Below are 20,539 nucleotides of genomic sequence, written 5' to 3'. Positions count from 1 at the left end.
CGTGAACGTCATCATCCTCCTCTCCGTCCTCCTGGTCTCAGTCCCGGTGGCGGTCCTCGCCTGGTCCGCCCTCACCGTGGACAGGCAGGGCCGGCTGGCCGTCGGCGAGCTCCTTGGCCGGGGCGCCCCGTCCGTCACCGTGGCCCAGGAAACCAAGCCGGGGCTGCTCGAAGGCATCGGCCGCCGCCTCACGCCCCCGGCCTACGTGGCATTCCTTGACCGCCTGCTGGCCCTGGCCGGCCGCCCGGTCTCCATGCCGCTGGGCAAGGTGCTGGGGTCCAAACTCGCCATCGGCCTGGCAGGCATCACCGTCGGCATCTACCTGACCGCCATCGGCAGCACCCCTCTGATGAAGCTGTCAGGTCTTTTCCTGCTGTTCCTGGGCTACTTCATTCCGGACCTGCTGCTTTACAGCAAGGGGCAGGAGCGGCAGAAGGTCATCCAGCTGGAGCTTGCCAACACGCTGGACCAGATGCTGATTTCCGTGGAGGCGGGCCTCGGGTTCGAGGGCGCCATGGCCCGCGCCGGCGAGAACGGGAAGGGCCCGCTGGCGGAGGAACTGGTGCGCACCCTGCAGGACATGCAGGTGGGCCGCAGCCGCCGCGAGTCCTACATCGCCCTGGCGGAACGGACCAACATCCCGGAGCTGCGGAGCTTTGTCCAGGCCGTGGTCCAGGCGGACACCTACGGCATCGCCATCAGCCGGGTGCTTCGGGTCCAGGCCAAAGTGATGCGCGTGAAGCGCCGCCAGCGGGCAGAGGAAAAGGCCATGAAACTTCCGGTGATGATCCTCTTTCCGCTCCTCTTCTTTATATTCCCCGTCCTCTTCATCGCCATCCTGGGCCCGGCCGTGGTCAATACGGTGATGACGTTCAGCGGCCAGTGACAGGCACAAGGACCGCTGAAGAGTCGGTCAAGGTTTACACAGGTTCATCCGAAATAGGCCAACGAAAGAATTCCAGGAAGTAGCCTTGAACAATGCACAGTCCAGATTCCGGCTCCAGCAGCGAGGGCCTTTCTGCCGGCCCCTTGCCGGCCGGGATCAACGCGCCCAGCCTTTCCGCCCCCTCACAGGAAGCGGCCGGGCTCTTGCCGCTCGTTGACGCCGCCGTCCTGGAGGAACTCGAAGACGAACTGGCCGGCACCGGACTGGCCAAACGCTTCGCCCGTGACTATGCGGCCATGTGGAACCAGCGCTATACGCGCCTGGCGGCCGCCGTACACCGCCAGGACAGCGAGTCGGCGCTGGATGCAGTCATCAGCCTGAAGATCAGCTCCGCCATGGTGGGCGGCATGCGCCTTGCCAAACTGGCAGAGCTGCTGGAAACCCTGATCCGCCTGGGCGACTTTGGCCAGGGAAAGGTCCTGATGGAGCGCGTGGCCAAGGATGGCGGCCTGACCATCACCGAGCTCCAGGCCACGTACATCCTGGAAACGGACTAGGCCTTCCCCACCGGCCTTGCCGGTGCCAGCCGGTATCCCACCCCGCGCACCGTCTGCAGCCAGCGCGGCTGCACCTGGTCCTCCTTGAGCTTCCGCCGCAGGTTGCCGATATGCACCTCGACGGCGCGTTCGTCCGCCTCGCTGATATAGGTGTCCTCGTCGTAAAAGTCGCCGCGCACCGCCTTCACCAGGTCCGCCCTGGTACACACGGCGCCACCGCCTTTCAGCAGTACATGGAGAAGGTCGAACTCGCTGCGGGTGAGTGCCAGGGGCTGGCCGTTCACCTCCACGGTCCTGGTCCGATGATTCAGGACCAGGCCGTTGTGCTGCAGGACGGCCACATCATGCGTCCGCGTTGCAGCGGCAGCGGGCGGGGACGCCCACGTGGCGGGTGCGGGCCTTTGTCCGGTGGCTTCATGCCGCGGCCGGCGCATCATTGCCGCAACACGGGCCCGCAACTCCCTTGGCCGGAAGGGCTTGGCAATGTAGTCATCAGCTCCGGCATTCAGCGCGGAGAGCAGGTCCGGCTCCTCGGTCCTGCCCGTCAGCATCACCACATAGGCGTTGCTGAAATGGCGGATCCTCCGGAGCACCTCAAACCCGTCAATATCCGGCAGGCCGATGTCCAGGGTCACCACGTTGGCCTGCTTGCTGCGGACCACCTCAACCCCGGCCCGCCCGTCACATGCTGTATGGACTTCGAAGCCGGCCTGGCTCAGGACCCCTTCGAGGAGGTTCCGAACGTCGGCATCGTCTTCGATGACCACAGCTACACCAAGATCGTCGTCCATTGCTATCCCCGCGCCAGGCGGATATGACCCCCCATCGGCCCAGCGCCAATGCCATATCCGCTCCAACCATTTATACGCTACTAGTAAGCCGGGCTGATCACATCTAATTCGACATTCATCTTCCAAAGTCAATTATCATGACAAGACATGTGCATTATCGGCTGGGAAAGGATGTGCATGACGGTGACCTGCAGGAATTCGGCACCAAAGGGGAACTTTGCCTCCATTGCCGGGGCGGGAGTGCTGAAAGGCTTCCATGGCTGATCCCCTGTTCCGGCGCGGTCCGCTGCGCTTTTTCCGGGAATTGGGGACCCGCGCACAAGTCGCACTCTGCCAGCTGCCGCTGACACTGGTGGTGGCTGCCCTTGCCGTGGCCACGCCGTTCGCCTGGCCAACGCTGCTGCACAATCCTTTTTACATGTCCGGCATCGTCCTGCATGCCGTCCTGTTCGCAGCCTGCTTCCTGGTTCCTTGGGAGCGCCTGCCGCACCAGCCTTACCTCCTCATTCCCGTCCTGGACTTCCTGGCCATCGGGCTGCTGCGCAACGGCGCCGCCCCGCTCCTTCCCGGCCTCGCTGTGCTGGTGGTCTTCCCGGTGATCTGGCTGTCCGCCTCAGGGATGCTGGCGCGGAGCAGCCTGGTGCTCAGCTTCACGGGCCCGATGCTGATCATGCTGCCAACAGCCGCAGGACGCTTCCCCAATCTCACGGCCTCGGACATCACCCCCGTCCTCCTTTTCCCGCTGATGATGCTGGCCGTCTCGCTGGCCATCCGGTTCGCGAGCATGAACCTGCGGCTGCAGCAGCGCGAACTGGCCGAGAAGGACCGTGAACTCCGGCAACTCCTGCGCGAAAGCCGGGAACGGGAGAAGCTGCTGGAGACGGTGCTGGAGGCCACCGACGTCGGCATTGCCGCCGTCGACCGTTCCGGGCGCTTCCTTGTTGCGAACGACCGGCAACGCGACTTCCGTCGGGCAACGGGCGACGACGACGCCGCCCCCGGGCAGGGGCACCAGCTGATCTTCGGTCCGGACAGGCGATCCCTGCTCCCGCCCGAGAGGCGGCCCATCAGCCGGGCAATGGCCGGTGAATCCTTCGCGGACTACCTGGTCTGGGCGGGCGAGGGACCGGAACAGCGGGCGATGTCCACCGCTGCCCGCCCCCTGGTGGGCGAGGACGGCAGCCTCACCGGCGCCGTGGTGGTCTACAGCGACGTCACCGGCTGGGTGGAGGCCCTGGCGGCCCACCAGGAGCTGATCTCCAACGTGTCGCACGAGTTCAAGACGCCCCTGAACTCCATCATCGGCAACGTGGACCTGGTCCTGGACGACGCCGCTGGCCTGCCGCCGGAGGTGGAACGGCGGCTCACTGTGGTGCAGCGCAATGCAGAGCGGATGCTGGCCCTCGTCGCAGACCTGACCGCTTCCGCGTCCACAGCCCTGAACGTGCACCCGAAGCGCACGGATCTGGCCAGCCTCGTGGAAACCAGCATGGGCTCGGCGCAGGCCCAGGCCGAGCAGGCGCACATCAAGCTCACCGCGGACGTTCCCTCGCCGCTGTGGGCCTACGCGGACCCCATCCGGATCGGCCAGGCGCTGGACAACCTGGTGTCCAACGCCATCAAGTACTCCCCCGACGGCGGCCGCGTCCGGATCAGCGCCAGCGCCGGCAGCGACTGGGTCCAGCTGAGCGTCAGCGATACGGGGATGGGCATCAACAGCGCCGACGCCGGCCAGGTCTTCCGGCGCTTCTTCCGCACCGACGCGGCGCGCGAGGCTGCCATCCCCGGCGCCGGCCTGGGGCTGTCCATCACCAAAATGATTGTGGAACGCCACGGCGGCAGCATCACCTGCGTCAGCGGCCAGGGCAAAGGCAGCACCTTCACGCTCACGTTGCCCGCGGACGGACCCCCGCCGTCGTTCTAGGCTGACGCTACTCCCGCAGCGCCCTGGTGAGTTCGGCGCGCGCCAGCAGCTCGCCGTCGGACGGGTAGGCCACTTCCTCCAGGACCAGTGGGTGCGGCGCGGCCAGCACGGACTTCGCGTCACGTTTTTGGGCGAGCAGCCGTTCATAAAGCCAGCCTGGCTCCACTACTCCTTCGCCCACGTACAGCGCCGAACCCACCAGGGCACGGACCATGTTGTGGCAGAACGCGTCGGCCTGAACGGTGGCAACGATGACGCCGTCCTCCCCGCGTGCGAACTCGAACCGCTGCAGGTCGCGGATGGTGGTGGCACCCTCGCGGGGCTTGCAGAAGGCCAAGAAGTTCTGCAGCCCGAGCAGCTGGGCGGCGCCCTCGTTGAGCAGAGCGACATCCAGCGGATTCTTGTGCCAGAGCGTGGAGTACCGGCCTAGCGGATCCCAGAGGGCCGGGCCGTCGGCAATGCGGTAGCTGTAGCGCCGCCAGAGGGCGGAGAAGCGGGCGTCAAACCCTTCCGGCGCGGGCGCCCCGCGGTGCACCTCCACTGCGCCGTGCAGGTCCCCCAGCACGCGGTTCAGTGCCCCGCGGATCCGCCGCATCATGGCGACGGCGGGATCAAGTTCGTGACCGCGGGCCAGTCCCAGCCACTCGGCTTGGGAAAGGTCCAGGTGGACCACCTGCCCGCGGGCGTGCACCCCCGCGTCGGTCCGGCCAGCGACAGTCACCCGGACGGGACGCCGGATCAGCAGCGCCAGGGCTTCCTCGAGGACACCCTGGACCGTGCGCAGGCCCGGCTGCACGGCCCACCCGCTGAAAGGCCCGCCGTCGTACGAAAGATCAAGCCGGATACGCAAAAACCCGCCGCCCCCTAAAGCGGGGGCCGCGGGTTTTTGGTCGTTCATAGACCCAAGTCTATGCGAAGCCGGTCAGCGAATTACTTCGCGTCCTTCTCCTCGGCAGCGGGGGCCTCAGCCTCTTCTGCAGGAGCTTCCTCAGCGGCCGGAGCTTCTTCAGCAGCGGCCTCTTCGGTTGCAGCTTCTTCAGCGGCGGGAGCCTCGGTGGTCTCCTCAGCTTCGGGAGCTTCCTCGGCAGCCGGAGCAGCCTTGGCAGCAGCCTGGGTAGCCTCGGCGACGACGGCCTGCTTGGCGGAAACCGGCTCAAGAACCAGCTCGATGACAGCCATGGGAGCGTTGTCGCCCTTGCGGTTGCCGATCTTGGTGATGCGGGTGTAGCCGCCGTCGCGGTTCTCCACTGCCTGGGCAATGTCAGTGAACAGCTCGTGGACAACGCCCTTGTTGCTGATCAGGCCCAGGACGCGGCGGCGGGAAGCCAGGTCGCCACGCTTGGCGAAGGTCACCAGGCGCTCTGCGTACGGCTTCAGGCGCTTGGCCTTGGTCACCGTGGTGGTGATCCGCTTGTGCTCGAACAGGGAAGATGCCAGGTTCGCGAGCATGAGGCGCTCGTGAGCCGGGCCGCCTCCGAGGCGCGGACCCTTAGTGGGGGTAGGCATAATTGTTTCTCCTCATGTGGAAGCCGTGGGCGGCACACCATGGTGCTGCCCGCCGGCCAAGGTCTGGTTTAGAGTTCGTCGTCGCCGAAAGCGGCGTCGTCCTCTTCGATTGCTGCGGCGCGTGCTGCGAGGTCAAAACCGGGAGGCGAGTCCTTGAGGGACAGGCCCAGTTCAACCAGCTTTGCCTTGACCTCGTCGATGGACTTGGCACCGAAGTTGCGGATGTCCATCAGGTCAGCCTCGGAGCGGGCAACGAGTTCACCCACGGTGTGGATGCCCTCACGCTTGAGGCAGTTGTAGGAACGGACGGTGAGGTCCAGATCCTCGATCGGCAGTGCCATGTCGGCTGCCAGGGCAGCGTCGGTGGGAGACGGGCCGATCTCGATACCTTCAGCTGCGGTGTTCAGCTCACGGGCCAGACCGAACAGTTCCACCAGGGTGGTGCCTGCGGAAGCAACCGCATCGCGCGGGGCGATGGCCTGCTTGGTCTCGACGTCGACAATCAGCTTGTCGAAGTCGGTGCGCTGCTCAACACGGGTTGCTTCCACGCGGAAAGTAACCTTCAGCACCGGCGAGTAGATGGAGTCGACCGGGATGCGGCCGATCTCTGCATCGCCGGACTTGTTCTGAGCTGCCGAAACGTAGCCGCGGCCGCGCTCGATGGTCAGTTCGAGCTCGAACTTGCCCTTCGAGTTCAGCGTGGCGATGTGCAGATCCGGGTTGTGGAATTCGACGCCGGCCGGCGGAGCGATGTCCGCGGCGGTGACGACTCCGGGACCCTGCTTGCGCAGGTAAGCCACAACAGGCTCGTCGTGCTCGGAGGAAACCGACAGGTTCTTGATGTTCAGGATGATCTCGGTGACATCTTCCTTGACACCCGGAACCGTGGTGAACTCATGCAGCACGCCATCGATCCGGATGCTGGTTACGGCAGCACCGGGGATGGAGGAGAGCAGGGTACGGCGGAGGGAGTTTCCGAGGGTGTAGCCGAAGCCCGGTTCCAGCGGTTCGATGACGAACCGGGAACGGTTTTCGGAGACTACCTCTTCGGAGAGGGTGGGGCGCTGTGCAATGAGCACTTAGGTTTCCTTTCGGCGAGCATCCGCTATATGACGCAACACAGGTGGTGGAAATTCGGTCTGAGACTTAACGCGCTGGGCTTGCCCGGACCATTGCTGGTCCGGGCAAGCTCCTGCTGCGGAAAAGAATTAGACGCGGCGGCGCTTCGGGGGGCGGCAGCCGTTGTGGGCTGCGGGGGTGACGTCCTGGATGGAGCCAACCTCGAGGCCTGCGGCCTGCAGCGAACGGATTGCGGTTTCGCGTCCGGAACCCGGTCCCTTGACGAAAACGTCTACCTTGCGCATGCCGTGCTCCTGCGCACGCTTTGCAGCGGCTTCGGCAGCCATCTGGGCAGCGAACGGGGTGGACTTACGCGAGCCCTTGAAGCCGACCTCACCAGAGGAAGCCCAGGAAATAACAGCGCCGGACGGATCCGTGATGGAAACGATGGTGTTGTTAAAGGTGCTCTTGATGTGCGCCTGGCCCAGCGCGATATTCTTCTTGTCCTTCTTACGCGGCTTGCGTACCGCGCCACGAGTCTTCGGGGGCATTTTTTCTCCTACAGAAAGTTATTGGGGAAAGCTCCGTTAATCCCGGCCGGGATTTTAACGGGCCTTCTTCTTGCCGGCGACGGTACGCTTCGGGCCCTTGCGGGTACGTGCGTTGGTCTTCGTACGCTGACCGCGTACGGGCAGGCCCTTGCGGTGGCGCAGGCCTTCGTAGCTGCCGATTTCAACCTTGCGGCGGATGTCGGCTGCTACTTCGCGGCGAAGGTCACCCTCAACCTTGTAGTTGCCTTCAATGTAGTCACGCAGTTCAACCAGCTGGGCGTCAGTGAGGTCCTTAACGCGGACGTCAGCGCTGATGCCAGTGGCAGCCAGGGTTTCGTGTGCACGGGTCTTGCCCACGCCGTAGATGTAAGTAAGCGCAATTTCCAGCCGCTTTTCGCGGGGAATGTCTACGCCAGCGAGACGAGCCATAGTGGCAGTACTCCTTGATAAACCGGAGGTCGTAGGCAGTACACCCGCACGTTCTGTGCGGCCCCAGCCTCCGACCGGGGGTTAGCTGTCCGGACTCTGTCGAGCTCAATGTTCCAGATCAGCTTGTGCTGCCTTTATTTACTTGCGTGGGTTAGCAACCCAGGAATTCCCCGATGGAGGGAATTAGCCCTGGCGCTGCTTGTGGCGCGGGTTCTCGCAGATCACCATGACCCGGCCATTACGGCGGATCACTTTGCACTTTTCGCAGATCTGCTTGACGCTCGGCTTGACCTTCATGGCATTCCTTTGCGTGTAACAGTGGTCAACTGGAGCAGCAGCCAGTTCACACTGACGCCGCCCAGCAATTTACTTGTAGCGGTAGACGATACGACCACGGGTGAGGTCGTACGGGCTCAGCTCCACCACTACGCGATCCTCGGGGAGGATCCGGATGTAGTGCTGACGCATCTTTCCAGAGATGTGTGCCAGGACGATGTGCTTGTTGGTGAGCTCAACGCGAAACATCGCGTTAGGCAGCGCCTCGGTCACAACGCCTTCGATCTCAATGACCCCGTCCTTCTTGGCCATACCCTCCGCTAACTGTTGTTGCCGCAGCCCTGCCGGATTGCACCGGGCATTGCCACGAACGTTTTTGTTGGATCGATTGTCTGCTCCAGGACCCAAAAGGGCGCGGCAGTCCAGACAACCAACAAACAACACTACGCCATTGTGCGGCGAAAGTTAAATCCAGCCATGCTAGCGCATCTACCCGCTGTACGCACGATAGTCACCGGCAGGAGTGCTGACCGGCTCCGCGCTGGCAATGCCGTCCAGGATGGCCAGGCGTACGACGTCGGCTGCCGCACTTTGCATCGTCACAAGACTGATCTGCCGGGCGGTTTCGTCCGAGCGGTCGAGTGCCACGGCACGAGTGGAAAGACAGAAGACAGTGTCCCCGTCAGCGAGGGTATGCGAAGGATTGAGTGCCCGCGCGATCCCCGCATGGGAAGCAGCGGCTGTTCTCTTGCACTCGGCAACATCGAGCACGGCGTTCGTCGCCACCACAACAAGAGTTGTGTTGAGCGGAGGTGGGACAACAGTCTCCTCAAGCACTGAGTGTTCAACGAATGGCAGGCCAAGAGCATTGACCACCGCCAGCGCCGCGACAACAACGCCGCTTTCCAGGGTCACGGACGCGGTACCCACCCCGCCCTTGAATGCCCGGCCGATGAGCGCGCCGGTGCCGGCGCCCACGTTGCCGCGTCCGACGTCGTGCCCGTCATTCTCGGCGGCCGCCCCAGCCGCTGCCGCGTAACCCATGTCCGGCGTCGGACGGGCTGAAAAGTCGCCACCGCGGCCAAGGTCGAAAATCGCGGCGGCAGGAACGATGGGCACCACTCCCCCTGGGACGGCGAACCCCCGGCCGTTCTCCTCGCACCAGCGCTGCACGCCGGCGGCGGTGGCGAGGCCGTAGGCGCTTCCGCCGGTGAGGACCACCGCATCCACCTGGCTGACAAGGCTGGTGGGATCGAGCGCATCCGTCTCATGGGTTGCGGGTCCGCCGCCCTGGACGTCAACCGAGCCGACAGTGCCCGCAGGGGGCAGGACAACGGTTACGCCAGTCAGCCAGCCGGCGCCCGTTTTGGAGACCTGCCCCACGCGTATACCCGGTACGTCAGTCAAAGAACCCATGCGCCAATTCTGCCTGCGAATGCTGCTTCGCCGCCGCAACCGAGGCGCATTTACTTAATCTATTGAAAGCTGGCGGTCCTCGCGCTGCGCATCGTCATCGCGCTGGTTTTGGCTGGTTCACTGTTCGTCCAGGTGTGGATGGTGCCGCTGGTGTCCATCGACCTCCAGGAAGCCGGAGCCCCGGACGGGCTGCGCATCGCGTTCCTGGCGATTGTGGTCCTGGGGATCATCTGCGTACAGATCACGGCGGTATGTGTCTGGCAGTTGCTGACCATGGTCCGGCGGGAAACGGTCTTCTCCCACGGGGCCTTCCGCTATGTGGACATCATCTTCTGGGCTATTGCCGCGGCGGCCGTCCTTGTCTTCGGGATTGCCGTGCTGCTGGCTCCCGGGGAAGTCGCGCCCGGCATCGTGCTGCTGATCTGCGGCGCTGCCCTGATGATTGGCGGCGTGGCACTGATTGTCCTGGTGCTCCGGACCCTCCTGGCCCAGGCTGTGGCGCGTGATGCCGAGGCCAGGCACCTGCGCGACGAACTCGACGAGGTGATCTGATGGCCATCGTCGTGGACATCGACGTGCTGCTGGCCAAGCGCAAAATGCCCGTGGGGGTGCTGGCGGAAAAAGTGGGCATCACCCCAGCCAACCTGGCGGTGCTCAAGAACGGACGCGCCAAAGCCGTGCGCTTCACAACGCTTGAGGCGCTGTGCGAGGTGCTGGAATGCCAGCCCGGCGATCTGCTCCGGTGGGAACCGGACGGTCAGGCGGGCGGGCAGGCAGGCACTCCCCCGGCGGATAGCTAGGGGATCGGAACTGGGGTGACGCCGAGCGGGGCAAGGTGCTCCGCGCCGCCGTCGGGTGCTGACAGCACCCAGATGCCCTTCTCGTGCACCGCCACGGAGTGCTCCCACTGGCAGGAACGCTTGCCGTCGGTGGTGACCACTGTCCAGTCATCCTCGAGGACGGCGGTTTCAATGCCGCCGCGGACCAGCATCGGCTCGATGGCCAGGCACAGGCCGGGCTTGATCCTGGGGCCCCGGTGGCTGGTGCGGTAGTTCAGGACGTCGGGGGCCATGTGCATCTCGGAGCCGATGCCGTGCCCTACATAGTCCTCCAGGATGCCCAGCGGCTTGCCGGGCACTGACGAGACGTAGTCGTCGATGGCGGCGCCAATGTCGCCCACATGCGTCCCGGTGGCCAGGGCTGCGATCCCACGCCACATGGCCGCGCGGGTGACGTCGGAGAGCCGCTGGTCCTCCGAATCGGGTGTGCCCACGATGACGGTCCGGGCCGAGTCGGAGTGCCAGCCGTTGACGATCGCACCGCCGTCGATGGAGATGATGTCGCCGTCCTGCAGAACGCGGCTGCCCGGGATGCCGTGGACCACTTCCTCGTTCACGGACGTGCAAATGGTGGCAGGGAAGCCGTGGTAGCCGAGGAAGTTGGACTTGGCGCCGGCCTCGTTGAGCACGGCAGCGAAGACGTCGTCGAGGTGCTTGGTGGTGACGCCCGGCACGGCGGCGGCAACGGCTGCATCAAGGGCTCGGCTCAGGACCAGCCCGGCCTCGTGCATGGTGCGCATCTGGGCGTTGTTCTTGAGTTCGATGCGGGGCTGGCGGAAGCCCATGGTGTGTCCTTTCAAATGGCTGAGGCTCCTCCCCTGTTCCGGGAGGAGCCTCAGAAAAACGGTGCCTGGATCAGGCTGCCTGTGCTGCCTTGATGGCCTGCATCACGCGGTCGGTCACGTCATCGATGGCGCCGATGCCGTCAACCTGGGTGAGGATGCCGCGCTCGGCGTACTTGGCCACCACAGCTTCGGTCTGCTCGTGGTAGAGGTCAAGGCGGTGGCGGATGACGGCTTCGTTGTCGTCGCTCCGGCCCGTTTCCTTGGCCCGGCCCAGCAGGCGGTGCACCAGTTCCTCATCGTCGGCAGTGAGCTGCAGGACGACGTCGAGCTTCTCGTCGCCCTTGGCGAGGATCTCGTCGAGGTAGTCCACCTGCGCGGTGGTGCGCGGGTAGCCGTCCAGCAGGAAGCCGTTTTCGACGTCGGCCTCGCTGAGGCGGTCACGGACCATCTTGTTGGTCACGCTGTCCGGAACGAAATCCCCGTTGTCCATGTACTTCTTGGCCTCGATGCCAAGGGGCGTTTCGCCCTTTACATTGGCGCGGAAGATGTCGCCGGTGGAGATCGCCACAACGCCGAGGCGCTCTGAAATCCGCTCCGCCTGCGTCCCTTTTCCGGAACCGGGAGGTCCAATAATCAGCATTCTCGTCATCGCAAAAGCCCTTCGTAGTGACGTTGTTGTAGCTGCGCATCAATTTGCTTTACGGTCTCCAGGCCAACGCCCACCATGATCAGGATCGAGGTGCCACCGAACGGGAAGTTCTGGTTTGCGTTGATCAGTACCAGTGCCACCAGCGGAATCAGTGCAACGAAGCCCAGGTACAGGGCGCCGGGCAGGGTGATCCGGGAGAGCACGTACTGCAGGTAGTCAGCGGTCGGCTTGCCGGCGCGGATACCTGGAATGAAGCCGCCGTACTTCTTCATGTTGTCGGACACTTCTTCAGGGTTGAAGGTGATCGCGACATAGAAGTAGGTAAAGAAGACGATCATGGCAAAGTACAGAACCATATAGATCGGCTGGTCGCCGCGGACCAGGTTGTTGTTGATCCATTCGACCCACGGCTGGAGCTGCTCCCCCTGCTGCGGCTGGTTGAACTGCGCAATCAGGCCGGGCAGGTAGAGCATGGAGGAAGCGAAGATCACCGGAATAACACCGGCCATGTTCACCTTGATGGGAATGTAGGTGCTGGTGCCGCCCACGGTCCGGCGTCCGATCATCCGTTTGGCGTACTGCACCGGAACGCGGCGCTGTGACTGCTCCACGAAGACCACCAGTGCCACGGTCAGCAGGCCAATGGCGAGGACGGTGAAGAACGTGGCCGGTCCCTGCGAGGTCCAGATGGCACCCAGGGACGTGGGGAACGTCGCTGCAATCGAGGTGAAGATGAGCAGGGACATGCCGTTGCCCACGCCCTTCTCGGTGACGAGCTCGCCCATCCACATGATCAGGCCGGTGCCGGCCGTCAGCGTGATGATGAGCAGGATGGTGGTGATGACGCTGTCGTCAGGGATGATCGGCAGTGCACAGCCGGGAAGCAGCTGGCCCGACCGCGCCAGGGACACCAAGGTTGTGGCATTAAGCAGGCCCAGGGCGATGGTGAGGTACCGCGTGTACTGGGTCAGCTTGGACTGGCCCGACGCGCCCTCTTCATACAGCTGCTGGAAGCGGGGAATAACCACCCGGAGCAGCTGGACGATAATGCTGGCCGTGATGTACGGCATGATGCCCAGGGCGAAGATGGACACCTGGAGCAACGCGCCGCCGCTGAACAGGTTGACGAGCTGGTACAGCCCGCCTGCCGTCTGACCGTTCTGCAAACATTGCTGGACATTCTGGTAGTCCACACCAGGCGAGGGAATGAAAGCACCCAAGCGGAAGATGGTGATGATTCCCAGCGTGAACAACAACTTGCGTCGCAGATCAGGCGTGCGAAAGGCCCGGCCAAATGCGCTAAGCAAGCGTCCTCCTGTGGTGTTTATAAGAGTGGTGTGATGGGGCCCAATAAATCCCAACAACCGAGTCTAACGGTTGGATGCGCCATGCGAACAATCCGGGGAAGCGCTGCTGCGCCGGGTGGCGGGAAAAATACGGCCTGCGGATGTGAAAAACTCCCGATGACCGGGGCGTTGGCCCCGGTCATCGGGAGTTGAACAACGGGCTGTCGCCCACCGGCTCTAGAGAGCGGTGGTGCTTCCGCCTGCTGCTGCGATCTTTTCAGCTGCGCTGGCCGAGAATGCGTGGGCGGTGACGTCAACCTTGACGGTGATGTCGCCGGTGCCCAGCACCTTGACGGGCTGGTTCTTGCGAACGGCACCCTTTTCGACCAGGTTCTCCACGGTGACAGTGCCACCTTCGGGGAACAGCTCGTTGAGCTTGTCCAGGTTCACAACCTGGAACTCAACCCGGAACGGGTTCTTGAAGCCACGCAGCTTGGGCAGGCGCATGTGCAGCGGCAGCTGGCCGCCGGCAAAGCCAGCCTTCACCTGGTAGCGGGCTGCCGTACCCTTGGTACCGCGACCGGCGGTCTTACCCTTGGATGCCTCACCACGACCAACACGGGTCTTGGCGGTCTTTGCACCCGGGGCGGGACGCAGGTGGTGAACCTTCAGGGCGTTCTGCTTTTCAGCCTGAGCCTTTTCGTTCTCTGCCATTTACTTCGCCTCCTCTACCTTTACCAGGTGCGGAACCGTGTTGAGCATCCCGACGGTCACGGCGTCGGCGGTGCGGACAACAGTGTGTCCGATCCGCTTCAGGCCGAGGGACCGCAGGGTGTCGCGCTGGTTCTGCTTGCCGCCAATGGCGGACTTGATCTGAGTGATCTCCAACTGCGCGTCGGAGGGGACCAGGTTCTTAGCCATGACTAAACACCTGCCTTCGGAGCCAGGAGGGCCTTCACCAGTGCCTGCGGAGCGATCTCGTCCAGCGGCAGGCCGCGGCGTGCTGCCACGGATGCGGGCTCTTCGAGGCGCTTCAGGGCATCAACGGTCGCGTGGACGATGTTGATGGCGTTGGAGGAACCGAGCGACTTGGAGAGGATGTCGTGGATGCCCACGCACTCCAGTACTGCACGGACCGGGCCACCGGCGATAACACCGGTACCGGCGGAAGCCGGACGCAGCATTACGACGCCGGCAGCGGCTTCACCCTGAACGCGGTGCGGGATGGTGTTGCCAACGCGGGGAACGCGGAAGAAGGACTTCTTGGCCTCTTCAACGCCCTTGGCGATAGCAGCGGGAACTTCCTTGGCCTTGCCGTAGCCCACGCCGACCATGCCGTTACCGTCACCAACGACGACCAGTGCGGTGAAGCTGAAGCGACGACCACCCTTGACCACCTTGGAAACGCGGTTGATGGTGACAACGCGCTCTACGAACTGGTTCTTTTCGGCTTCACGGCCACCGTCGCGGCCGCCACGGCCACCGCGGTCGCCGCGGCCCTGGCCGCGGTCGCCACGCTCGCCACGACGGGCGCCACCACGGCGGTCGTCGGCAGCGGGGGCAGTGGTCTCAGCAGCTGCGGCTTCAGGAGCCTTCTGATCTGCAGACACAGTGTCCTTTTCCTTGTTTGCTTCGGTCACAGTGACAGCCCACCTTCGCGTGCACCGTCAGCGACGGCGGCAATACGGCCGTGGTATTTGTTACCACCACGGTCGAAGACAACTGCCTCGACGCCGGCAGCCTTGGCACGCTCGGCAACGAGCTCGCCAACGCGCTTGGCCTTGGCAGTCTTGTCACCGTCGAATGCACGGAGGTCGGCTTCCAGAGTGGACGCGCTTGCTACGGTCTGGCCAATGCTGTCATCGACAACCTGGACAAATACGTGGCGGGCGGACCGGTTGACCACCAGGCGGGGGCGAACGGCCGTTCCTGCAATGCGCTTGCGGATACGAAGCTGGCGACGGCTGCGCGCGGCAGCCTTGCTCTTGTTCGTGCGCTTCTTGTTAATGGCGATGGCCATGGTTACTTACCAGCCTTTCCGACCTTGCGGCGGATAACCTCGCCGGCGTAACGGATGCCCTTGCCCTTGTACGGGTCAGGCTTCCGCAGCTTGCGGATGTTGGCAGCAACTTCGCCGACCTGCTGCTTGTTGATGCCTGAGACAGAGAGCTTGGTCGGTCCCTCTACTGCAAAGGTGATGCCGGCCGGAGCCGACACGTTGACCGGGTGGCTGAAGCCCAGAGCGAACTCCAGGTCAGATCCCTTGGCCTGAACGCGGTAACCGGTACCGACGATTTCAAGCTTCTTCTCGTAGCCTGCGGTGACGCCCTGGATCATGTTGGCGATCAGGGTGCGGGTCAGGCCGTGGAGCGAACGGGAGGCGCGCTCGTCGTTCGGGCGGGTGACGGTCAGGGTGTTGTCTTCCAGGGCAACCTCGATGGGGCTGACCACAGTGTGGCTCAGTTCCCCCTTGGAACCCTTGACGCTGACGACAGAGCCGTCAACCTTGACCTCAACGCCGGCAGGAACGGTGATGGGGAGACGTCCAATACGTGACATTATTCTCTTCCTTTCCCGTTACCAGACGTACGCGAGGACTTCGCCGCCCACGCCCTTCTTGCCGGCCTGCTTGTCAGTCAGGAGGCCGGAAGAGGTGGACAGGATTGCGATACCCAGGCCACCCAGCACGTGCGGCAGGTTGGTGGACTTCGCGTAAACGCGGAGACCCGGCTTGGAGATGCGGCGAACACCGGCGATTGAACGCTCGCGGTTCGGACCGAACTTGAGCTCGAGGGTCAGCTTCTTGCCGACCTCAGCGTCCTCTTCCTTCCAGCCGGCGATGAAGCCTTCGGCCTTGAGGATGTCGGCAACGCGAGCCTTGAGCTTGCTGTAAGGCATAGACACGGTGTCGTGGTATGCGGAGTTTGCGTTACGCAGGCGCGTAAGCATGTCTGCGACAGGATCTGTCATTGTCATGGTGGGCTCTTGCCCTTCCTCGTAACGGTTTCCGCCGTCTGCCTCTGATGAAGCCGGCGGCCGGACCTTTTACGTAGTAATTAAGCTTCGGTCTTGAACGGGAAACCAAGCGCCTTGAGCAGCGCGCGGCCTTCGTCGTCGGTCTTGGCAGTGGTCACAACCGTGATGTCCATACCGCGGACGCGGTCGATCTTGTCCTGGTCGATTTCGTGGAACATAACCTGCTCGGTCAGACCGAAGGTGTAGTTGCCGTTGCCATCGAACTGCTTGCCGCTGAGGCCGCGGAAGTCGCGGATACGGGGCAGAGCCAGCGTGACCAGACGGTCCACGAATTCCCACATGCGGTCGCCACGCAGGGTAGCGTGTGCGCCGATGGGCATGCCTTCGCGCAGCTTGAACTGTGCGATCGACTTGCGGGCCTTGGTAACCTGCGGCTTCTGGCCGGTGATCTGGGTGAGGTCGCGGACGGCGCCGTCGATCAGCTTGGAGTCCTTAGCGGCATCTCCAACACCCATGTTCACAACGACCTTGACGAGGCGGGGAACCTGGTTCACGTTCGCGTACTTGAATTCATCCTGGAGCTGGGCCTTGATGGATTCTGCGTACTTGGTCTTCAGACGAGGAACGATCTTCGTTGCCGGAGTCTCGAGAGTCTCAGTCATTAGATGTCCTTCCCGGTGCTCTTGGACACGCGGATGCGGACGGTCTTCTTGACGCCGTCCTTCTCTACGGTGTCGAGGCGGAAGCCCACGCGGGTCGGCTTCTTGGTCGACGGGTCAACCAGCGCCACGTTGGAGATGTGGATCGGGGCTTCAACAACCTCGATGCCACCGGTCTTGGTGCCGCGCTGCGACTGACCGACCTTGGTGTGCTTGGTGACGCGGTTGATGCCTTCAACCAACACGCGGTTGGTGTCGGTGAACACGCGCAGGACCTTGCCCTGCTTGCCGCGGTCGCCGCCGCGCTCAGCCTTGGCGCCAGTGATGACCTGGACCAGGTCACCCTTCTTGATCTTTGCAGCCATGGACTAGAGCACCTCCGGAGCCAGAGAAACGATCTTCATGAACTTCTTGTCACGGAGTTCACGACCAACCGGTCCGAAGATACGGGTACCGCGGGGGTCACCGTCGCCCTTCAGGATCACAGCTGCGTTCTCGTCAAACTTGATGTAGGAACCATCCGCACGGCGGCGTTCCTTCTTGGTACGGACGATGACTGCCTTGACAACATCGCCCTTCTTTACGTTGCCGCCCGGGATTGCATCCTTGACGGTGGCGACAATGACGTCACCGATGCCTGCGTAGCGACGGCCGGATCCACCGAGAACGCGAATGGTAAGGATTTCCTTAGCACCCGTGTTGTCGGCGACCTTGAGTCGCGACTCCTGCTGAATCACTATTTACTCCTTGCGTCGCGCCGGTTCTCAGACCGAAAATCTTCCTACGGAATGAGCCTTGCGGAACGGTTGATCGGGGTGTCTCTTGACCTGCCTGGATTTTGCCAGACCAGGCCTAAACGCCCGTGCCAGAAGCAGTTGCTCCCATCTGTCCGGGAAGGATCCCGGGCGCACAGGGGCACTATGCTGTGGCACGCTTGTTTACGAGTTTGGTGAACGGCGCACGAAAGGCGCCATACAAACTCAAAATCTTAGCACAGATTGGCCCGTTCCCCATATCACCCCAGGCCGCTCCCCCGCAAGCAACACGACGCCACCACCAACGCTCTCCCACTTATAGTGCGCATTCTTCCAACGCCCTCTCACTCGCTTGAAAAGAGTGAGAGAGCGTCGGCTCGAAAGCAGCCAGAAGTGAGCGGGCGTTTGGGTCCAGGCGCCGTGAGTGAAGGGCGTTCCGGTGCACGACGGCACCACGCACGGCAGCCTTTCGGCCCGCCGAAGGTGCCGCTCCCCCGGAAAGCCGCGGCACCGCGGTCGTAAGCCCACCAGAAGCGTGCACCGCGTGACGCAGGGTTGCGTTAAACGAGGCAGCCCCCGCTCCCGGTGGGAGCAGGGGCTGCAACAGCGAAGCAGCAGGTGCTACTTGGCCTTCTCGAGGATTTCCACGAGCCGCCAGTTCTTGGTGGCGGACAGCGGACGGGTCTCGGCGATGACAACCAGGTCGCCGATGCCGGCGGTGTTGTTCTCATCGTGTGCCTTGACCTTGGAGGTACGGCGGATGACCTTGCCGTACAGGGCGTGCTTCACGCGGTCCTCAACCTGGACAACGATGGTCTTCTCCATCTTGTCCGAGACCACGTAGCCGCGACGCGTCTTGCGGTAACCGCGCTGCTCAGCCGTGGCTGCGGTAGCAGTTTCCGTCACGTTCTGGTCCTTTTCACTCACTTGGCATCCTCCTCGGTCTCAACCGTTTCAGCCTTCTCGGCCTTCTTGGTTGCAGCCTTCTTGGACTTCTTCTCTTCCTTGGCTTCCACAACCGGTGCGGCAACCTCGGCACGGATGCCCAGCTCGCGCTCACGGAGAACGGTGTAGATGCGGGCGATGTCCTTCTTTACCGCGCGCAGGCGACCGTGGTTCTCCAGCTGACCGGTGGCGGACTGGAAACGCAGGTTGAACAGCTCTTCCTTGGCCTTGCGGAGTTCTTCAACGAGACGCTCGTTGTCGAAACCGTCCAGCTTTGCGGGAGCCAGATCCTTGGATCCTACTGCCATTTCTATTCACCACCCTCGCGACGCACGATGCGTGCCTTCAACGGCAGCTTGTGGATTGCCAGGCGCAGGGCCTCGCGAGCTACCTCTTCATTGACACCGGCGAGTTCGAAGAGAACCCGGCCCGGCTTGACGTTGGCGACCCACCATTCCGGCGAACCCTTACCGGAACCCATGCGGGTTTCGGCAGGCTTCTTGGTCAGGGGACGGTCCGGGTAGATGTTGATCCAGACCTTACCGCCACGCTTGATGTGGCGGGTCATCGCGATACGAGCGGACTCGATCTGACGGTTGGTGACGTATGCCGGGCTCAGGGCCTGGATGCCGTACTCACCGAACGAGACCTTGGTGCCGCCCGTGGCAGCGCCGGAACGACCCGGGTGGTGCTGCTTACGGTGCTTGACTCGACGTGGGATAAGCATTTAAGCCTGTCCTCCTTCTACTGCTGCAGCGGGTGCAGCCTCACCTGCCGGTGCTTCGGCAGCAGGAGCTGCGTCAGCGGCCGGACGGTCGTTGCGACGGCGGCGATCGCCACGGTCAGCGCCACCCGGACGGCCCGGACGGTCGCCGGAGCGGCCGCGGGACGGGGCGGAAGCAGCCTGGGCGGCCAGTTCCTTGGCGGTGACGTCACCCTTGTAGATCCAGACCTTCACACCGATGCGGCCGAAGGTGGTCTTGGCTTCGTAGAAGCCGTAGTCGATGTTCGCGCGGAGGGTGTGCAGGGGCACACGGCCTTCGCGGTAGAACTCCGAGCGGGACATTTCAGCGCCACCCAGTCGACCCGAGCAGGCGATACGGATGCCCTTGGCACCGGCACGCTGCGCGGACTGCATGGCCTTCTTCATGGCGCGGCGGAATGCCACACGGGAAGTCAGCTGCTCTGCAACGCCCTGGGCAACAAGCTGGGCTTCCATCTCGGGGTTCTTGACCTCGAGGATGTTCAGCTGGACCTGCTTGCCGGTGAGCTTTTCGAGCTCGCCGCGGATGCGGTCTGCTTCAGCTCCACGGCGGCCGATGACGATGCCGGGACGGGCCGTGTGGATGTCCACGCGGACGCGGTCACGGGTGCGCTCGATCTCGACCTTCGCGATACCGGCGCGCTCCATGCCCGTGGACATGAGCTGGCGGATGCGGATGTCTTCGCGAACGAAGTCCTTGTACCGCTGGCCGGCCTTGGTGCTGTCAGCGAACCAGTGCGATACGTGATCGGTGGTGATGCCGAGTCGGAACCCGTGCGGGTTTACTTTCTGTCCCACTTAGCGAGCCTCCTCTTTCTCCGGGGTAGCGACTACCACGGTGATGTGGCTGGTGCGCTTCTTGATCTGAAATGCACGACCCTGGGCGCGCGGCTGGAACCGCTTCATGGTCGGGCCTTCATCAACAAACGCTTCGCTGATGATGAGGTCACCTTCGTCAAACGCCACGCCGTCGCGGTCCGCGAGGACCCGGGCGTTGGAGATTGCCGACTGTACTACCTTGAATACCGGCTCCGAAGCTGCCTGCGGGGCAAACTTCAGAATTGCCAGAGCCTCATTCGCTTGCAATCCACGAACAAGGTTGACGACGCGCCGGGCCTTCATAGGCGTTACGCGGATGTGGCGCGCAATTGCCTTGGCTTCCATTGCTTTCCTTCTCTCGTCTATGACGTAAGCGCAGGCGCCTAGCGGCGCTTGCCCTTACGGTCGTCCTTGACATGGCCGCGGAAAGTCCGCGTGGGAGCGAATTCGCCGAGCTTGTGCCCGACCATCGACTCAGTGACAAACACCGGGATGTGCTTGCGTCCGTCGTGTACGGCGATCGTGTGTCCGAGCATGTCGGGGATGATCATCGAACGGCGGGACCAGGTCTTGATGACGTTCTTGGTGCCCTTTTCGTTTTCCCTGGCTACCTTCACAAAGAGGTGCTGGTCAACGAAAGGACCTTTTTTCAGGCTGCGTGGCATGTG

General features: G+C 63.4%; 32 protein-coding genes. 5 read left to right on the top strand and 27 right to left on the bottom strand.

The window, feature by feature from the left end; translation table 11 throughout:
- The first annotated feature begins 1 nt into the window (after position 1).
- On the top strand, positions 2–886 hold the full coding sequence (locus AC5RTT_RS06495; protein ID WP_494144498.1) for a type II secretion system F family protein: 885 nt from the start codon (positions 2–4) through the stop codon (positions 884–886).
- Positions 887–978: 92 nt separating this feature from the next.
- Positions 979–1,443 carry an Hpt domain-containing protein gene (locus tag AC5RTT_RS06490; RefSeq protein ID WP_494144497.1) on the top strand — a complete coding sequence of 155 codons (465 nt, stop codon included), beginning with the start codon at positions 979–981 and terminating at the stop codon, positions 1,441–1,443.
- On the opposite strand, the gene AC5RTT_RS06485 is transcribed toward AC5RTT_RS06490, so the two are convergent.
- The gene (locus tag AC5RTT_RS06485) at positions 1,440–2,234 is read right to left on the bottom strand and encodes a response regulator transcription factor (protein WP_494144496.1); all 795 of its coding nucleotides are present in this window, start codon (positions 2,232–2,234) and stop codon (positions 1,440–1,442) included. The two genes, AC5RTT_RS06490 and AC5RTT_RS06485, sit on opposite strands and share 4 nt — an antisense overlap.
- Positions 2,235–2,490: 256 nt before the next feature.
- Between AC5RTT_RS06485 and AC5RTT_RS06480 the strand changes: the two genes are divergently transcribed.
- Complete coding sequence (locus tag AC5RTT_RS06480; protein WP_494144495.1) at positions 2,491–4,158, top strand: sensor histidine kinase; 1,668 nt, start codon at positions 2,491–2,493, stop codon at positions 4,156–4,158.
- A gap of 7 nt (positions 4,159–4,165) precedes the next feature.
- On the opposite strand, the gene AC5RTT_RS06475 is transcribed toward AC5RTT_RS06480, so the two are convergent.
- The 8 genes from AC5RTT_RS06475 to AC5RTT_RS06440 form a co-directional block, all read right to left on the bottom strand.
- Entirely contained in the window at positions 4,166–5,056 is an 891-nt protein-coding gene (locus AC5RTT_RS06475; protein ID WP_494144494.1) for a tRNA pseudouridine synthase A, read from the bottom strand.
- 32 nt (positions 5,057–5,088) lie between these two features.
- The gene (gene rplQ / locus AC5RTT_RS06470) at positions 5,089–5,664 is read right to left on the bottom strand and encodes a 50S ribosomal protein L17 (protein ID WP_494008921.1); all 576 of its coding nucleotides are present in this window, start codon (positions 5,662–5,664) and stop codon (positions 5,089–5,091) included.
- A 68-nt stretch (positions 5,665–5,732) separates the two neighbouring features.
- On the bottom strand, positions 5,733–6,743 hold the full coding sequence (locus AC5RTT_RS06465) for a DNA-directed RNA polymerase subunit alpha (RefSeq protein ID WP_009358719.1): 1,011 nt from the start codon (positions 6,741–6,743) through the stop codon (positions 5,733–5,735).
- Between the two features lie 129 nt (positions 6,744–6,872).
- Positions 6,873–7,274: a 30S ribosomal protein S11 gene (gene rpsK, locus AC5RTT_RS06460; protein ID WP_018760435.1), complete on the bottom strand. Its 402-nt coding sequence runs from the start codon at positions 7,272–7,274 to the stop codon at positions 6,873–6,875.
- A gap of 54 nt (positions 7,275–7,328) precedes the next feature.
- Positions 7,329–7,703, bottom strand: coding sequence for a 30S ribosomal protein S13 (gene rpsM, locus AC5RTT_RS06455; protein WP_003803743.1), 375 nt, complete (start codon positions 7,701–7,703; stop codon positions 7,329–7,331).
- A 183-nt stretch (positions 7,704–7,886) separates the two neighbouring features.
- Entirely contained in the window at positions 7,887–8,000 is a 114-nt protein-coding gene (rpmJ, locus tag AC5RTT_RS06450; RefSeq protein ID WP_009358722.1) for a 50S ribosomal protein L36, read from the bottom strand.
- Between the two features lie 69 nt (positions 8,001–8,069).
- Complete coding sequence (gene infA, locus AC5RTT_RS06445) at positions 8,070–8,291, bottom strand: translation initiation factor IF-1 (RefSeq protein WP_009358723.1); 222 nt, start codon at positions 8,289–8,291, stop codon at positions 8,070–8,072.
- 177 nt (positions 8,292–8,468) lie between these two features.
- Positions 8,469–9,395: a P1 family peptidase gene (locus AC5RTT_RS06440; protein WP_494144493.1), complete on the bottom strand. Its 927-nt coding sequence runs from the start codon at positions 9,393–9,395 to the stop codon at positions 8,469–8,471.
- Between the two features lie 108 nt (positions 9,396–9,503).
- On the opposite strand from AC5RTT_RS06440, the gene AC5RTT_RS06435 reads away from it, so the two are divergent.
- Positions 9,504–9,947: a DUF2975 domain-containing protein gene (locus AC5RTT_RS06435; protein WP_494144492.1), complete on the top strand. Its 444-nt coding sequence runs from the start codon at positions 9,504–9,506 to the stop codon at positions 9,945–9,947.
- Positions 9,947–10,195, top strand: a complete 249-nt coding sequence (locus tag AC5RTT_RS06430) for a helix-turn-helix domain-containing protein (protein ID WP_494144491.1) — start codon at positions 9,947–9,949, stop codon at positions 10,193–10,195. The genes AC5RTT_RS06435 and AC5RTT_RS06430 overlap by 1 nt, the downstream gene beginning before the upstream one ends.
- Here the strand turns inward: AC5RTT_RS06430 and map are convergent.
- From map to rpsS, 18 genes are all read right to left on the bottom strand, one after another.
- Positions 10,192–11,019, bottom strand: coding sequence for a type I methionyl aminopeptidase (gene map, locus AC5RTT_RS06425; RefSeq protein ID WP_494144490.1), 828 nt, complete (start codon positions 11,017–11,019; stop codon positions 10,192–10,194). The genes AC5RTT_RS06430 and map overlap by 4 nt on opposite strands.
- A 70-nt stretch (positions 11,020–11,089) precedes the next feature.
- The gene (locus tag AC5RTT_RS06420) at positions 11,090–11,659 is read right to left on the bottom strand and encodes an adenylate kinase (RefSeq protein WP_494009004.1); all 570 of its coding nucleotides are present in this window, start codon (positions 11,657–11,659) and stop codon (positions 11,090–11,092) included.
- Between the two features lie 5 nt (positions 11,660–11,664).
- On the bottom strand, positions 11,665–12,975 hold the full coding sequence (gene secY / locus AC5RTT_RS06415; protein ID WP_494050996.1) for a preprotein translocase subunit SecY: 1,311 nt from the start codon (positions 12,973–12,975) through the stop codon (positions 11,665–11,667).
- A gap of 216 nt (positions 12,976–13,191) precedes the next feature.
- On the bottom strand, positions 13,192–13,668 hold the full coding sequence (gene rplO / locus AC5RTT_RS06410; RefSeq protein WP_009358730.1) for a 50S ribosomal protein L15: 477 nt from the start codon (positions 13,666–13,668) through the stop codon (positions 13,192–13,194).
- On the bottom strand, positions 13,669–13,875 hold the full coding sequence (rpmD, locus tag AC5RTT_RS06405) for a 50S ribosomal protein L30 (RefSeq protein WP_009358731.1): 207 nt from the start codon (positions 13,873–13,875) through the stop codon (positions 13,669–13,671).
- Between the two features lie 2 nt (positions 13,876–13,877).
- Positions 13,878–14,594, bottom strand: a complete 717-nt coding sequence (gene rpsE / locus AC5RTT_RS06400) for a 30S ribosomal protein S5 (protein WP_133345796.1) — start codon at positions 14,592–14,594, stop codon at positions 13,878–13,880.
- Positions 14,591–14,974, bottom strand: a complete 384-nt coding sequence (gene rplR / locus AC5RTT_RS06395) for a 50S ribosomal protein L18 (protein ID WP_133345794.1) — start codon at positions 14,972–14,974, stop codon at positions 14,591–14,593. Before rplR ends, rpsE begins: the two co-directional genes overlap by 4 nt.
- A 2-nt stretch (positions 14,975–14,976) precedes the next feature.
- Positions 14,977–15,513 carry a 50S ribosomal protein L6 gene (gene rplF / locus AC5RTT_RS06390; RefSeq protein ID WP_494144489.1) on the bottom strand — a complete coding sequence of 179 codons (537 nt, stop codon included), beginning with the start codon at positions 15,511–15,513 and terminating at the stop codon, positions 14,977–14,979.
- An 18-nt stretch (positions 15,514–15,531) separates the two neighbouring features.
- Positions 15,532–15,930, bottom strand: coding sequence for a 30S ribosomal protein S8 (rpsH, locus tag AC5RTT_RS06385; RefSeq protein ID WP_043454616.1), 399 nt, complete (start codon positions 15,928–15,930; stop codon positions 15,532–15,534).
- Positions 15,931–16,010: 80 nt separating this feature from the next.
- Entirely contained in the window at positions 16,011–16,592 is a 582-nt protein-coding gene (rplE, locus tag AC5RTT_RS06380) for a 50S ribosomal protein L5 (protein ID WP_009358297.1), read from the bottom strand.
- Entirely contained in the window at positions 16,592–16,954 is a 363-nt protein-coding gene (gene rplX / locus AC5RTT_RS06375; RefSeq protein ID WP_009358298.1) for a 50S ribosomal protein L24, read from the bottom strand. Before rplX ends, rplE begins: the two co-directional genes overlap by 1 nt.
- Positions 16,955–16,957: 3 nt before the next feature.
- Positions 16,958–17,326: a 50S ribosomal protein L14 gene (gene rplN / locus AC5RTT_RS06370; RefSeq protein ID WP_009358299.1), complete on the bottom strand. Its 369-nt coding sequence runs from the start codon at positions 17,324–17,326 to the stop codon at positions 16,958–16,960.
- A gap of 639 nt (positions 17,327–17,965) precedes the next feature.
- Positions 17,966–18,271 carry a 30S ribosomal protein S17 gene (gene rpsQ, locus AC5RTT_RS06365; RefSeq protein ID WP_009358300.1) on the bottom strand — a complete coding sequence of 102 codons (306 nt, stop codon included), beginning with the start codon at positions 18,269–18,271 and terminating at the stop codon, positions 17,966–17,968.
- Positions 18,268–18,597: a 50S ribosomal protein L29 gene (rpmC, locus tag AC5RTT_RS06360; RefSeq protein WP_009358301.1), complete on the bottom strand. Its 330-nt coding sequence runs from the start codon at positions 18,595–18,597 to the stop codon at positions 18,268–18,270. Before rpmC ends, rpsQ begins: the two co-directional genes overlap by 4 nt.
- 2 nt (positions 18,598–18,599) lie before the next feature.
- Positions 18,600–19,016 (bottom strand): 50S ribosomal protein L16, encoded by a 417-nt coding sequence (gene rplP, locus AC5RTT_RS06355; RefSeq protein ID WP_009358302.1) that lies wholly within the window; start codon positions 19,014–19,016, stop codon positions 18,600–18,602.
- The gene (rpsC, locus tag AC5RTT_RS06350) at positions 19,017–19,850 is read right to left on the bottom strand and encodes a 30S ribosomal protein S3 (RefSeq protein ID WP_009358303.1); all 834 of its coding nucleotides are present in this window, start codon (positions 19,848–19,850) and stop codon (positions 19,017–19,019) included.
- Complete coding sequence (gene rplV, locus AC5RTT_RS06345) at positions 19,851–20,216, bottom strand: 50S ribosomal protein L22 (RefSeq protein ID WP_009358304.1); 366 nt, start codon at positions 20,214–20,216, stop codon at positions 19,851–19,853.
- 38 nt (positions 20,217–20,254) lie between these two features.
- Positions 20,255–20,536 carry a 30S ribosomal protein S19 gene (rpsS, locus tag AC5RTT_RS06340; protein ID WP_003803803.1) on the bottom strand — a complete coding sequence of 94 codons (282 nt, stop codon included), beginning with the start codon at positions 20,534–20,536 and terminating at the stop codon, positions 20,255–20,257.
- Positions 20,537–20,539: the final 3 nt, after the last annotated feature.

The sequence above is a fragment of the Arthrobacter sp. Y3221157 genome (assembly GCF_059089865.1).
The sequence above is the reverse complement of the archived record's forward strand: the minus strand, read 5'-3'. Positions and strand labels throughout refer to the sequence as shown.